The organism is Duganella sp. GW821-FHT07G03 (assembly GCF_059418605.1).
Map to the genome: position 1 here is coordinate 223,166 of NZ_JBWKQE010000008.1, position 13,824 is coordinate 236,989.

The following is a 13,824-nucleotide window of genomic DNA, read 5'->3' on the forward strand; positions in this document are numbered from 1 at the left end:
AAAATGATCCTGACGCTTTAAGCGGCTTGCAGAACGTCGACCATGATGCGGCCGTCGAGCAGATTCAGTGTGCGCGAAGCCTGCGCGGCGTGGTCCGGCGAGTGCGTGACCATCACCACGGTGGTGCCTTCGGCGTTAATCTCGCGCAGCAGGCGCATGACTTCATCGCCGTGCGCGGTGTCCAGGTTGCCGGTCGGTTCATCGGCCAGCAGGACGGCGGGGCCGGCCACCAGCGCGCGCGCGATCGCCACCCGCTGCTGCTGGCCGCCCGACAGTTGCGAAGGGCGGTGCGAGGCGCGGTGGCCCACGCCCAGTTTGTTGAGCATGGCCGTCACACGCTCGCGCCGTTCGCGCGCCGGCGTGCCGTTGTATTCCAGCGCCAGTTCGACGTTCTCGAACACGGTCAGCTCTTCGATCAGGTTGAAGCTCTGGAAGATGAAGCCGATGCGGCCGCGCCGCAGCTGGTTCAGTTTCGATTCGCTCCAGCCGGCAACGTTCTGGCCTTCGAACCAGTATTCGCCGTGGTTAGGCACGTCCAGCAGGCCCAGTATGCCGAGCATGGTCGACTTGCCGCAGCCGGACGGCCCGGTGATGGCGACGTATTCGCCCGCTTCGATTTCCAGGTCGATGCGATCCAGCGCGGTGGTCTGGATTTCTCCTGCCTGGTGGATTTTGCTGATGCCGACGAGTTTGAGCATGGGGTTTGCCTTTAGTGATAGTGATGGGAATTTACTGCGTTATTTGCAGCCGTGGTGAATTTCCGTAGGCCGCGTAGCTCGACAGGATCACCTTGTCGCCAGCGGCCAGGCCTTCAAGCACTTCGAGCTGGCTGTTGTTGCGGCGGCCGACGCGCACCGCGCGCCGCTGCGCCGTGCGTCCGCCGGCGTCCAGCACATAGACCCAGGCGCCGCCGCTGTCGTTGATGAAGGCGCCGTTCGGCAGCAGCAGGGCCTTGGCCGGCTCGCCCAGCGTGATGCGCGCGTCCAGGCTCTGGCCGGGATTGAGCACCGGCGGCTGGCCGCCGGTGAACACCAGTTCCACCATGAAGCGGCCTTCCTTGATCTGCGGGTAGATGGCGCGGATATCGACCGCGAAATTGCGCTCGTCCTGTTTGACGCTGCCGTGGCGGCCGACCGCCATGCGGTTCAGGTAATACTCGTCGACGCTGGCGGAGAGCTTGAAGCGCGCCGGATCGTCGATGCGGCCGATGTTCTTGCCAGTGCTGATCGATTCGCCCACCTGCAGGCGGAAGTTGGTCAGCCGGCCGTCGACCGGCGCCCGCACGGCCAGCGCATCGACCGTGGCGGAGACCAGCTTCAGGCCGGAGTTCAGGCCGCCGATCGCCGTTTCCAGCTGCGTTGCGGCATCGCGGCGCACGCCTTGCTCGGTGGCGGAGGCGCGTTCTTCCTGCGCCAGCAGGCGTCTCTGCTGCTGCAGCTTGTCGGCCGATTCCTCCAGCGCGACGGCGGAGATATAGCCCTGCGCCGCCAGCCTCACATTGCGTTCGTGCTGCTTGCGGACCTGCTCCAGCGCGAACTGGAGGTCTTCGCGCCGCCGCTGGTGGTCGCTGGCGCTGGCCTCCTGCGCCACGCGCAGGTTGGACAGGTTGAAGATGCTGACCGCGTGTTCCGACTGGCGCGCCAGCAGTTCCAGGTTGCGCTGCGGGTTGGAGATGCGGAACAGCAGCTGGCCTTTCTTCACCAGCGTGCCGTCGATGGCGAAGACTTCTTCGACGCGGCCCGATTCGACCGAGTCGAGTATCACGGAATTGAGCGGTTCAGCATTGGCGCGCACGACGATTTCGTCGACGAAGATGCCGCGCGCCGCCTGGCCGATGCGCAGGTCGGCGCCGTCGATCTGCAGGCCGCGCGGCATCCATGACCACAGCGCGTAGACGGCGGCCGCCACAGCCAGCGTGGCCGCCAACCCGATGGCGATGGCCTTGCCGCGCTTGCGGGGCACCACGACGTCCATCGCCGCGCCGCTGGAGGGCAGGTGCGAGGGTGAGGGGCCGATATTTTTTTTGATGTGCATGTAGGCCATACAGCAAACCCTGTGCCATGACCAAAAAGTCCATATTGAGGGTCTGTTTGGCCCGGATTGGCCGTTCGCTGTCCGCTTATGAACAGCGGGCACTGTTCGAAACTGAACACTTGCGGCGCGCGCCCAAGCCCTGTGGCCGGAAGCCGCGTCCGGCGCCCGTTGGCGGCTGCTAGAATGCCTGCATGAACGCCTACGTACTGATACTCGATGATGACGCCGATGTCGCCACTGCCGCGCAGTTGCTGCTGCGGCGGCGCTATGGCAAGGTCGCCACGCTGTGCGATCCGGCGGGCTTGCCGGCCTTGCTGGCGCAAGGTGTGCCGGATGTGGTGCTGCTGGACCTGAATTTCACGCCCGGCTTCATCGACGGCGGTGAAGGCCTGGCGCTGCTCGATCTGCTGCGCTCACAGGCGCAGCCGCCGACGGTGATCGCGATGACCGCCTACGCCGACGTGCCGCTGGCGGTGGAAGCGCTGAAGCGCGGCGCCGGCGATTTCATCACCAAGCCGTGGGACAACGCACGGCTGGTGGCCGCCATCGACCAGGCGCTGGCCCGCCGCGCCGCCATGCGCGGGCCGACCGCGTCGACGCCGGACCTGATGGGCGAATCCGCGGCGATGCGCGAGTTGAAGGCCTTGATCGCCAGCGTGGCGCCGACCGAGGCGAACGTGATGGTGCTGGGCGAGAACGGCGTCGGCAAGGAGCTGGTGGCGCGCGCCATCCATGCGCTGTCGCGCCGCGCGGCCGGCACCTTGCTGGCGGTGGACATGGGCGCGCTGCCGGAATCGACGTTCGAGAGCGAGTTGTTCGGCCATCGCAAAGGTTCGTTCACGGACGCCAAGGCTGATCGGGCGGGGCGCTTCCAGGCCGCGCGCGGCGGCTCGCTGTTCTTGGACGAAATCGGCAACATGCCGCTGGCGGCGCAGGCCAAGCTGTTGACCGCGCTGGAACGGCGCGAGGTGACGCCGATCGGCGCCGATAAGCCGGAAGCCATCGACGTGCGCATCATCAGCGCCACCAACCTGGACGAGGCGCGGCTGTTCGATCCCTCGGTGTTCCGGCCGGACTTGCTGTTCCGCCTGAACACCATCGTGATCCGCGTGCCGCCGCTGCGCGAACGGCGCGAGGACATTTCGCTGCTGTTGGCGCACTATCTGAACCTGTACGCTTTGCAGTACGACCGGCCGGTCCGCAACGTGAACGCGGCGGCGATGGACGGCCTGCTGCGCCACGATTGGCCGGGCAATGTGCGGGCGCTGCGCCACGCCTGCGAACGCGCCGTGATCCTGGGGCAGGGCGCTGAATTATCGCTGGGTGATTTCGGCCTCGGCGCTGCGGCACTGGACGATGGCGACGATTTCACCGCTTCGTTGGCGACGGCGTTGCCGGCGCGGGGCGCCATCAGCAATGACATGACGCTCGACACGCTGGAACGCGAAGCCATCGCCTCGGCGCTGGCCCAGTTCAACGGCAATATCAGCCACGCCGCGAAATCGCTGGGCGTCAGCCGCGCCGCGCTGTACCGCAAGCTGGGCAAGCATGGCATCTGAGCGCTTCCTCAAACTGGGCGCTGCCGCCAGCGTCGCCGGCTTGATGGCGCTGACCGCCGTGGCCGACGTCATGTCCGCCACGCCGGAGCCGCGCCGCATCGTGCTGTGCGGCCTGGCCGCGCTGCTGCCTGCCGCCGCGCTGTGGCAATGCCTGCGCCGCCTGGCGCCCCGCACCCCGCGCATGGAGGCGCACAACAGCGCGCTGCATCACGGCGCACCCGCGGGCCGCGAACTGGCCGACACCATCCACGCGCTGGAAGCCCGGCTCGAACACGCGCCCATCGCGCTGTTCAGCATCCAGAACGCGGCCGGTGCCGGCGCGGTGGCGCCATTGAACGCCAGTGCGCGCCGCCTGCTCGCACCCGGCCGCGCCAGCGCGCCGCACGATCTGCACCAGCTGCTGGCCGCGCAGACCGCCGGCCAGCGGCAGCTGATCAGCTTTGACACCGAACGTGGCGTGGAGCGCGCGCTGGTCGCCGTCGCCGCGCTGACGATGCAGGGTGCGGCCCAGCGCCTGGCCGCGCTGATGCCGGTGGAGAGCGAACTGGAAGCCGAAGCCCTCAACGCCTGGCGTGAACTGGTGCAGGTGCTGACCCACGAGATCATGAACTCGCTGACCCCGGTGGCGTCCCTGTCGCGCACCGCCTGCGGCCTGCTGGACGAAGCGGCGGCCGGTCTGCCGGCTGATATCCACGCCGACCTGGGCACCGCGCTGGACGCCATCTCGCGCCGCGCCGCCAGCCTGGTCGATTTTGTCGGCAGCTACCGCAGCCTGTCGACCGTGCCGCAGGCGCAGCCGCAGCGCGTGCTGCTGGAGGACTTGTTCGAACGCCTGTCGATGCTGATAGCGCCGCAGTGGCAGGCCCTGGGCGGAAAGGTAGCGTTCTCGGTGGAGCCGGCGTCGCTGGCGGTGATGATCGATCCCGGCCAGCTGGAACAGGCGCTCATCAACTTGCTGAAGAACGCGTCGGAAGCCATCACCGGCAAGTCGCCGGAGGCGCAGGTGCGCGCGCGCTTCAGCCGGGGCGGCCGCCTGCGCATCGAGGTGCTGGACAACGGCCCCGGCGTGCCGGAAGCGCTGGCCGCGCACATCTTCACGCCGTTCTTCTCGACCAAGAAACAGGGCCGGGGCATCGGCCTGGCGATGGTGCGGCACCTGGTGCACGCCAACGGCGGCACGGTGCGCTACGCGCGCTCGGTCAGCGCCGGCGCGCGCTTCACGCTCACTTTTTAACGCACAGGTCTTAGCGCACCATGTCGATGTGCAGGATGCCGTCTTCGTCGTACGGCTCGGTCACCGTCCTGAAGCCGTAGCCGCTGTAGAATTTTTCCAGGTGCGCCTGCGCGCCGATGCGGAAGCCGTGGCCGGGATGCAGCGCCTCGGCCAGCGGGATCGCCTGGGCCAGCAGCTCGCGGCCGATGCCGCTGCCGCGCGCAGCCTGCGTGGTCAGCACGCGGCCCAGCGACATTTCGTCGTACTTCACGCCGGGCGGCACGCAGCGCAGATACGCGACCAGCGTGCGCTTGCCGTCGATCTCGCGCCAGGCCATCAGGTGGTGGCACTGCGGATCGCAGCCGTCAATGTCCGGGTACAAACAGGCCTGCTCCAGGATGAACACCTGCTGGCGTTGCAGCAGCACTTCATGCCAGTCCAGGCGGGGGATGTCGTCAAAGGCCAGCCATTGCCACTCAATCATTGCATATCCCGTTGCGGTTTAAAACAACGATTGTATGTGAAAAAAGGCCGGCGCCTCGGATGAGGGGCCGGCCTTTCAAGCGGGGACCGTATCGATTAAACGATGGTCAGCGTCACGTCGATGTTGCCGCGGGTGGCGTTCGAGTATGGGCACACGATGTGGGCGGCGGCGACCAGTTTCTCGGCTTCTGCGCGGTCCAGGCCTGGCAGCGAGATTTTCAGTTCGACTTCGATGCCGAAACCGGTAGGGATGGCGCCGATGCCGACGATGCCTTCCACCGACACGTCCGCCGGGACGGCGATCTTGTCGCGGCCGCCGACGAATTTCATCGCGCCGATGAAGCAAGCCGAGTAGCCGGCAGCGAACAGCTGCTCAGGATTGGTGCCGACGGCGCCGGCGCCGCCCAGTTCTTTCGGGGTGGTCAGTTTCGCGTCCAGCACGCCGTCGGAGGAAACGGCACGGCCTTCGCGGCCACCGGTTGCTTTTGCGTTTGCGCGGTACAGAACTTGTTGGATCGACATGATGATATTCCTTTGCGTGAGTGGTGAGTGAGAATGCTTAATTAACTATCTAATCGCTAGCTACTTACTTCTACTATCCGGCGCTGTTTGCAGCGCCCATGACCACACTATAGATCGCGTACTATTTAATAGCAAGCTATTTATGAAAATATTTTTGCCTGGAGGTAGAGCATCGCCACAGGCGATCCATTTGCGGTACATATCGCCGGCGACCAGGAACTCTAGCTGCTTGCCATCTCCAACTCGCCCAACAGCGCCAGACAGGCCCGCGCGGCCGCGTTGTCCAGATCCTTTTCCTCATGCCAGGCCGACACCGATACCGCGACGATGTCTGGCCCGCGCAGCGAGCGGAACAGGGCCGCCATGTCGGCGTAGCTCGGCCCCGATTTGACGTGGTATTTCAGTGCCGGTATGTCCGCCTCCGCGTCCATCACGTCGCTGTCGAAATGCAGGTAGAGGCGCTCGCCCGGCTTCAGATGCTCGCCGATCTGCGCGATGCTGCAGCAGGTGATGCCGGAGCTTCGCACCGCTTCCAGCTCACCCGGATCGAGGTCGCGCGCATCGGACAGGATGACCTGCTGTTCCGGGAAGGGCGTGACGCCGATGGTCGACAGCATCGTACCGATGGTGTCGCGGCTTTGCTTGCGGCGGTCGCCACGGCCCACCAATATCGCCAGCGGCATGCCGCCGAGGTATTTGGTCTGCGTGGTTTCCCAGGTGTGGAAATCGCCATGGGCGTCGAGCCACAGGATGCGGTCCGGTGGGCGTCCGCTGCGTTGCAGGCCGCCCAGCATGCCGAGCGTGGACATGCAGTCGCCGGCGATGCTGACCGGGACCTGGCCGGCGTCGACGATCCGGTGGACGCGCTCCGCCATCCCGGCGTAAATCCTGCCCATCCTGCGCAACTTCTCGTTGGGATCGCTCAGCGTGGTCTCGGTAAATTCGGCGACGTCGACCACGTCCCACTCATGCCGGTCCAGGTCGGTGACGCGGCGCAGGCCATCGCGGCGTTGCCCGATCAGGAAGGGCAGCAGCAAGTGATTGTTCATGCCCATGACTCCGGATTCATCGTGTAGCCCAGCTGCTCCATCAGCGCCCGCACGGGCGGGCGCCGGCCCATGTCCAGCAAAGCCTGTTCGCGCTTGCGCCAGCGCAGCGCGCCGGGGGCCTCGGTGGCCATCGTGACGGGTAGCTGCGCGGGCAGCGACAGATTGGACAGGCCAAGCCAGTCGCCGATGCGCTGCAACTGCGCCGCCGGATGGTCCATGAAGGCCTCGAACGCCACGCGCAGCGCCGGCACACCGCTGGCAAGGATCGCTTCATTCGATGCCAGCCATTGGTTCAGGCAGACATCGCCCAGGTCGGATTGTATGAATTCGCGCCAGTTGGGCGGCAGGTCGAACTTCCACCAGCGCCGGCCGAACGGCGTGGCGTCGGAGTAGCCGCCTATCCGCAGCGCCGCGCCGGCGCGCGCCATGTCATGCGCGAAGAAACCCTTGGGCGACAGCCAACCATCCATCAAGCCATTGACCGATTGCGCATAGCCCCGGCTGAGGTGGATGTATTGGATCTCGGCCTGCGGGAACAGCTGTTCATGCATGCCGATCCGGTAGGCGTCGCTCGGCGATTTGAACAGCAGGATCTTGTTGGCGGCGTCGTCGATGGTGAACTGGCGGCGGTAGCTGCGCGGCAGTACGAAGGGCGGTTCTTCAATCTTCAACTGCTCGTTGTAGTAGCCGCTGGGTCCCAGGCCGAAATCGCGCAGCGACGATGACGGCTGTCCATCATAAAAATTCATGCGCCATGGCTGGTCGCGAAACACCGACGACAGGATCTGGTGTTGCAGCGCGCTATCCGCCTGCCGCTTGAGCGATTGCAGGGCTGTGTCCAGCGCATCGTTGAGCTGCCGCAGTTGCGCCGGGTCGATGAACAGCAGCGGGAACTGCAACAGCAGGCGCCGCCGCCAGCGGTCTTTTAACTGGTCCAACGGCGGCAGGATAGTGCTGGGCACGCTGAGTTCGGCGAAGATGTTGTCGGCCAATTTGTCCGGCTGCGCCAAGGCGCCGACGGCATCGCTGTCGGAGCGGATGCCGAAGCCGTTGCGGGTGAGCGCCAGGTACGGCTCCATTTCGCCATCGAGCGAGGCGATGTCGGGATGGTCCGCCAGCACGTGCTTGATCAGGCTGGAGCCTGAGCGCGAGCTGCTCAGTATCACCGCCACACGCCGCACCAGCGGACGCCACGGCGCGTGCGCGACCGCGCGCAGGCTGGCGACGGTATCGAGCACATCGTTCATACGCTTGCGGGTTGAGGCAATCGCTTGATGAGAAACGCGTAGAACTCCTTGGTTTCGTCGGCGCGCGCGCGGGCCACCATGCGCATGCTGTAGCCGTTCTCCTTGGCCAGCTTGCGCACTTCCTTGACCGCGCCGAAATTGGAATGCGCGAAATAGATGCGCCCATCCGGTTTCAGATAGTTGCCGACCTGTTGGAAGAACTGGGTATTGGTTTTGAAGTCAGTATCCCATTGTGAACGCGCGACGACGTCGGGCGCCTCCTTGTTGCGGAAAGGGAGGTTGGCGGTGATGACGTCGAACTGCTCGTTGCCGATGCCGTCGAACAGGCAGGAATACCGCACTTCCATCGTTTCGCCGAAGCCGTGTTCGGTGGCGTTGTGTTGGGCGCTCTTCAGCGCGGCGGGATTGATGTCGACGGCCAGCACGCGGGCGGCGCCGCCATAGCAGGCGAATACCGCGATGACGCCGGAGCCGGTGCCGACATCGAGCACGCTGTCCCCCGGCTTGACGCGCAGGCTGCTGACCAGCGGCTGGCTATCCGTGTAGGGCCAGAAGGTATTGGGGAAGACGTGGAATTCCTTGCCCAGGTAGCGGAATGACTTGCCATCCTCGGGTATTATTTTGAAAGCCTTCTGGCGGTCCTTCTGCCAGCGGTCGATGTGCGCCTGTTTGCCTGGGAAATTGTCCATTTCTATCACCTATCGGATGAAGGAAAGCAAAGTTGGATACTACACCGATAATTTATCATTGGAAAAACAATTCAGGACGGCGACGTCAGGCAGCCGACCTGGGGGCCGTTCCCGCGTTAGGCGGGTATTCCGCCTTCAGGCTGCGCGCGGTGATCTGGTGAAGTTGCGCCAGCGTTTGCGCGTCTTCCGGCCAGCGGGCCAGGCCCAGCCTGGCGGACGTTTGCGCTTCCGCGTTGAGGCGCGCCAGCAGGCGGTCGGCGATCTGCTGGCCCTGCACCTGCGACACCCACGGCACCAGCACGCAGTACCTGTCGTCGCCGAAGCGGAAAGCCCAGTCGCTGGCGCGGCACACTTCCTCGATCAGGCGCGCGGCTTCGATCAACCGGACGTCGTCGGCGCCGGGCGCCAGCGCCACCAGCAGCATCGTCACCGATTGCGGCTTGCCGCGCTGGCTGCGCGTGAGCTGGCTGAATATCGATTCCAGGTACAGATGGTTGTGCAGGCCGGTCAGCGGATCGAGCGAGGCGGTGCGGCGCAAGACCGCCGCCAGCGCCGCGCGCCGCGCTTCGAACCAGTGCGCCAGCAGGCCCACGCCCAGCACGGCGGCGGCGGTGCCCAGCAGCGCCTCGCTGGAGCTGCCCGGCCGCAGCACCAGCACGGCCAGGCCCAGCACCGACCAGCCGATGCTGTACACCATGCCCATGTGACGGCCCAGCATCAGGTAGGAGGCCAGCGGCACCACGCACAGCAGGCTGGCGAGCGGCGGCAGCAGATACACCGCCGCCAGCAGGGCGCTGAAACAGCAAAACAGCACGGCGCACCACATGGTCAATTGCGGCGTGTCGTCGGCCCAGGGCAGAGGTTTATTCATGGGGTTGTCAGAGCGCCGTCTCGTAACCTTCGAGGACGTTGACGACGTTGGTGCCGAGCTCCTTGACCGCGTAGCCGCCTTCGAAGATGAAGGCTGTGGGCACGTTCAGCCAGGCCAGGCGCTCGCCGATCTTCAGGTAGTCGGCGCTTTGCAGCGCGAAGCGCGACAGCGGATCGCCGACGAAGGTATCGACGCCTAGCGACACCACCAGCGCGTCCGGCGCGAAGCTGCCCAGGCGGATGCAGGCCGTCTCCAGCGCCGCGAACCAGGCCTGCGGCGAACTGCCCGCCGCCAGCGGCAGGTTCATGTTGTAGCCCAGCCCCGCGCCTTCGCCGCGCTCGTCGGCGTGGCCCAGGTAGAACGGATATTCGTTGCGCGGATCGGCGTGGATGGAGATGAACAGCACGTCGTCGCGGTTGTAGAAAATGCTCTGCGTGCCGTTGCCGTGGTGGTAGTCGATGTCGATGATGGCGACCTTGCGGGCGCCGTCGTCGAGCATGTGCTGCGCGGCCAGCGCGGCGTTGTTGAGGAAGCAGTAGCCGCCGAAGAAATCCGCGCCCGCGTGGTGGCCCGGCGGACGGCTCAACACGAAGGCGCCGCGCTCGCCCAGCCGCAGCGCGTGCGCGGCGTTGACCGCGCAGTCGGCGCCGGTCTTGGCGGCGGTCCAGGTGCCGGCCGTCAGCGGCGTGCCGCTGTCCATCGAATACAGTCCCAGCTTGGCGCAGAAGTTGTCCGGCTCGATGTCGTCGCGCAGCGAGCGTATCGGCCAGACGGCGGGGAAGGCGTCCTTGCCGGCGTTGGCCGGATCGAGCGCCAGCCATTCGTTCCAGGCGCCGCGCAGGAAGTGCAGGTAGCGCGGCGTGTGGATGCGCTCCAGCGACATCAGCGGCACGCCGTGCGGCGTGACGATCTTGCCCAGGCCGCGCCGTCCCAGCTCCGCCAGCACGGAATCGACCCGCTCCGGCTTTTCGAAGCACGGCACCATCTCGCCGCGGAAGATCTCGTAGCGGCCGCGATGCTGCGCGTGCAGTTCGTTGTAGAAGGTGAGCAAGGAGGCCCCTGTTTAGTCGCAGTCCATGCTGGAGTGGCACAGGTTGCTGGCGCGGTAGGCGGCGACGTAATCGTCGAAGCTCGATTGCGGCGCAGCTTCCATCTCCGCCTGCTCGGCCAGCGAGACGGCGGCCAGGCCGTCGAAGTAGGCGGCTTGTTCGGCGTCCGGCGCATGGCTGCGGAAGTAGGCCGCATGCCGCTTGCTTTGTTCCAGGCCGAAGGCGGCGAACGATTTGCCGTTGGCGCGCAAGGCCGCCAGCACCTTGGCCGACGGTGTCAGGTCGGCGTCCAGCAGCTTGGCCGCCTGCTGCGCCATGGCGTCGGCGTGGACGGTGCCGCCGCGCTGGGCGTCGAGCAGGGCCGCCACCGGGCGGATGCGCTCCAGCAGTTGCTGGCCCCAGGCTTGCAGGCTGATTTCGCCGTTGTCGCTGTTGAGCGTCAGGCCCGGACGGCGGCCTTCCTTGACGGTGCGGGCGAAGTTCTCGGTGTGGCGCAGGCCTTCTTCCGGCGCGATGGCCGGGCTTTCCTCCAGTGCGCAGAACAGCAGGAAGGCGTCGAGGAAGCGGCCGGTCTGCACGCTGATGCCGACCGGTTCGAACGGGTCGACGTCCATGCAGCGCACTTCGATGTACTGCACGCCGCGCGCGCACAGCGCCTGGATCGGCCGTTCGCCGGTCTGGATCACGCGCTTGGGACGGATGGTGGAGTAGTACTCGTTCTCGATCTGCAGCACGTTGGTGCTCAGCTGTATCCATGCACCATCGCGCTTGGTGCCCAGCGCCGCATACGGTTCGTAGGGCTGGTTGACGGCCTTGGTCAGGGCGGCGACGTAGCTGTCCAGGCAGTTTTCATGCGGGCTCAGTCCCGATTGCGCGTCGTTCTGGTAACCCAGGTCGCTCATGCGCAGGCTGGTGGCGTAGGGCAGGTAGAGCGTGTCGTCGGACAGCGTTTCGAGCTTGTGCGGACGGCCGCGCAGGAAGCCGGTCGACAGCACCGGCGAGGCGCCGAACAGATACATCAGCAGCCAGCTGTAGCGGCGGAAGTTGCGGATCGTCGCCAGGTAGGCTTCGGACTGGAAGGACTTCGGCGACAGACGCTTGTCGTTGCCCTCATGCTCGGCCAGCACGCGCCACAGGCGTTCGTCCAGCGAGTAGTTGTAGTGGATGCCGGCGATGCATTGCATGGCCTTGCCGTAGCGCAGCGCCAGGCCGCGCCGGTAGACATGCTTGAGCCTGCCCATATTGGAGGTGCCGTACCAGGCGATCTCGATGTCTTCCTCGCCCGGCAGCTGGCAGGGCATGGACTGGCTCCACAGCAGTTCGTCGCCCAGCTTGGTGTAGGCGTAGCGGTGGATGTCGTCGAGCTTGGCGAGGGTGGTGGCGATGTCCGCCTCGGCCGGGGTGATGAACTCCAGCAGCGTTTCGGCGTAGTCGGTGGTGATTTGCGGGTGCGTCAGGGCCGAGCCCATGGCCACCGGATGCGGCGTCGCCGCCAGGTGGCCACGCGCGTCCACCCGCAGGGTTTCGCGTTCGATGCCACGCAAGCCACCCAGCACCGGACGGTGCTCTGGCTGGGCCAGCAAGGCCAGGCGGCGAGTCAATAGATTGGACAATTGGATCTTCCTTTCGTAGTGCATCAAGTGTTGCATCAAAGCGTGAGGTGCGAGATTAACCGAAAACCGGCAATCGCGTCGGCGCCGCCCCAAAGTCCCGATGGCGCCGAAGATCGCTTGCTAGTTTATCAAATACTTGGAGACGTGGCTGAAAGCCAGAATATTGCGTATGGATGGCGCTGTCAGTGCGTCCGCGCACCGGTGACGCGCTCGATGCCGGCCAGGTCGGTCCAGCTTTGCACCTCGCTGTAAGCTTGCTCGGTCAACAACTGGCGCACGGCGGCGGCCTGGTCGTAGCCGTGTTCCATCAGCAGCCAGCCTTGCGGCTTCAGATGGGCGGCGGCCCCGGCGACGATGATGCGCAGCGCCGACAGGCCGTCCGCGTGGTCGGTCAGCGCGCCGGACGGTTCGTAGCGCAGGTCGCCTTCGGACAGATGGCGGTCGCCGCTGGCGATGTAGGGCGGGTTGGAGGCGATGACGTCGAACAGCGGCTGGCCTTGCAGCGCTGCGTACCAGTCGCTTTGCAGGAAATTGACGTGGGCGTTGTTGGCGGCGGCGTTGCGGCGCGCCACGGCCAGCGCTTCCGGGCTGACGTCGAGCGCGGTGACGGCGGCGTCGCGCCGGGTGTGGGCCAGCGCCACGGCGATGGCGCCGCTGCCGGTGCCCATGTCCAGCACGCGGCCTTGCGGCGGCAGGCGGTCCAGGGTCAGTTCGACCAGCAGCTCGGTGTCGGGACGGGGGATCAGCACAGCGCCGTTGACTTCAAACGGCAGGCCGAAAAATTCGCGCTGGCCGACGATGTAGGCGACCGGTTCACCGGCCACGCGGCGCTGCACCAGCGCGGCGAAACGCGCGGCCTGTTCGGCGTCGAGTGCGCGTTCGGACTGGGTGATCAGGCTCACGCGTGACAGGCCCAGCGCGTGGCACAGCAGCACGCGGTTGTCCAGCGGGTCCAGCAGGGACTGTACTTGCAGCGCGCCGATGGTGACGCCCGCGGTGATGGCGCCGAGGTCCGAGATCATCAGCGCGCGCGGCGGATCAGCAGCCAGGCCAGGCCCAGCGTGCACAGGCCGAAGCCGAGGAAGGACCACTGCGGTATCGACAGGCCGAACCACGGCGCCAGCGCGTCTTCGCACAGGCCGTCGGCGTGGAACAGCACCGGCAGGTAGGCCGCCGTGGGGATCTTGTTGAGGAAGGTCTCGACCGGGTCGATGCCGCACGACAGGCCGGGATGGGCCAGGATATACAGGTGCTCGCCGGCGGTGCGCAGGCCGCCCAGCGCGGCCAAGAGACCCAGGCCGGCGCCCAGCTTGGGCTTGGTGTAGGCGCCGACCAGGCAGCAGATGCCGATGGCGATGAACAGGTAGCGCTGGATCACGCACAGGGGACACGGCAGCATGTCCAGGCCGATCTGCAAATACAGGGCGACGCCGATCAGGCCGAAGCAGGCGATGGCGATGGACAGCAGCAGGGAGCGCGTATGTATCATGGGTGA

General features: G+C 66.2%; 14 protein-coding genes. 2 read left to right on the forward strand and 12 right to left on the reverse strand.

The features are described from left to right. Positions 1-17: 17 nt before the first annotated feature. Both AC07OK_RS13550 and AC07OK_RS13555 read right to left on the reverse strand, forming a co-directional pair. Positions 18-698, reverse strand: a complete 681-nt coding sequence (locus tag AC07OK_RS13550) for an ABC transporter ATP-binding protein (RefSeq protein WP_008443565.1) — start codon at positions 696-698, stop codon at positions 18-20. 31 nt (positions 699-729) lie between these two features. Next, complete coding sequence (locus AC07OK_RS13555; RefSeq protein ID WP_494690783.1) at positions 730-2,034, reverse strand: efflux RND transporter periplasmic adaptor subunit; 1,305 nt, start codon at positions 2,032-2,034, stop codon at positions 730-732. Positions 2,035-2,225: 191 nt separating this feature from the next. On the opposite strand from AC07OK_RS13555, the gene AC07OK_RS13560 reads away from it, so the two are divergent. Both AC07OK_RS13560 and AC07OK_RS13565 read left to right on the forward strand, forming a co-directional pair. Then, a complete protein-coding gene (locus AC07OK_RS13560; RefSeq protein WP_494690784.1) occupies positions 2,226-3,593 on the forward strand; it encodes a sigma-54-dependent transcriptional regulator in 1,368 nt (455 codons plus the stop codon). Further along, entirely contained in the window at positions 3,583-4,827 is a 1,245-nt protein-coding gene (locus AC07OK_RS13565) for a sensor histidine kinase (RefSeq protein WP_494690785.1), read from the forward strand. The genes AC07OK_RS13560 and AC07OK_RS13565 overlap by 11 nt, the downstream gene beginning before the upstream one ends. 10 nt (positions 4,828-4,837) lie before the next feature. On the opposite strand, the gene AC07OK_RS13570 is transcribed toward AC07OK_RS13565, so the two are convergent. The 10 genes from AC07OK_RS13570 to AC07OK_RS13615 form a co-directional block, all read right to left on the reverse strand. Next, positions 4,838-5,290 carry a GNAT family N-acetyltransferase gene (locus tag AC07OK_RS13570; protein WP_494690786.1) on the reverse strand — a complete coding sequence of 151 codons (453 nt, stop codon included), beginning with the start codon at positions 5,288-5,290 and terminating at the stop codon, positions 4,838-4,840. 95 nt (positions 5,291-5,385) lie between these two features. Then, the gene (locus AC07OK_RS13575; protein ID WP_020704053.1) at positions 5,386-5,811 is read right to left on the reverse strand and encodes an organic hydroperoxide resistance protein; all 426 of its coding nucleotides are present in this window, start codon (positions 5,809-5,811) and stop codon (positions 5,386-5,388) included. Between the two features lie 221 nt (positions 5,812-6,032). After that, positions 6,033-6,860, reverse strand: a complete 828-nt coding sequence (locus AC07OK_RS13580) for an arginase family protein (protein WP_494690787.1) — start codon at positions 6,858-6,860, stop codon at positions 6,033-6,035. Continuing rightward, complete coding sequence (locus AC07OK_RS13585; RefSeq protein ID WP_494690788.1) at positions 6,857-8,107, reverse strand: hypothetical protein; 1,251 nt, start codon at positions 8,105-8,107, stop codon at positions 6,857-6,859. Before AC07OK_RS13585 ends, AC07OK_RS13580 begins: the two co-directional genes overlap by 4 nt. Then, on the reverse strand, positions 8,104-8,796 hold the full coding sequence (locus AC07OK_RS13590; RefSeq protein WP_494690789.1) for a methyltransferase: 693 nt from the start codon (positions 8,794-8,796) through the stop codon (positions 8,104-8,106). The genes AC07OK_RS13585 and AC07OK_RS13590 overlap by 4 nt, the downstream gene beginning before the upstream one ends. A gap of 85 nt (positions 8,797-8,881) precedes the next feature. Beyond that, positions 8,882-9,667, reverse strand: coding sequence for a diguanylate cyclase domain-containing protein (locus AC07OK_RS13595; protein ID WP_494690790.1), 786 nt, complete (start codon positions 9,665-9,667; stop codon positions 8,882-8,884). 7 nt (positions 9,668-9,674) lie between these two features. Then, complete coding sequence (locus AC07OK_RS13600) at positions 9,675-10,718, reverse strand: histone deacetylase family protein (protein WP_494690791.1); 1,044 nt, start codon at positions 10,716-10,718, stop codon at positions 9,675-9,677. 12 nt (positions 10,719-10,730) lie between these two features. Further along, positions 10,731-12,329 (reverse strand): glutamate--cysteine ligase, encoded by a 1,599-nt coding sequence (gshA, locus tag AC07OK_RS13605; protein ID WP_494690792.1) that lies wholly within the window; start codon positions 12,327-12,329, stop codon positions 10,731-10,733. Between the two features lie 182 nt (positions 12,330-12,511). Continuing rightward, positions 12,512-13,351 (reverse strand): peptide chain release factor N(5)-glutamine methyltransferase, encoded by an 840-nt coding sequence (gene prmC, locus AC07OK_RS13610; RefSeq protein WP_494690824.1) that lies wholly within the window; start codon positions 13,349-13,351, stop codon positions 12,512-12,514. Then, the gene (locus AC07OK_RS13615) at positions 13,351-13,818 is read right to left on the reverse strand and encodes a disulfide bond formation protein B (protein ID WP_494690793.1); all 468 of its coding nucleotides are present in this window, start codon (positions 13,816-13,818) and stop codon (positions 13,351-13,353) included. The genes prmC and AC07OK_RS13615 overlap by 1 nt, the downstream gene beginning before the upstream one ends. Positions 13,819-13,824: the final 6 nt, after the last annotated feature.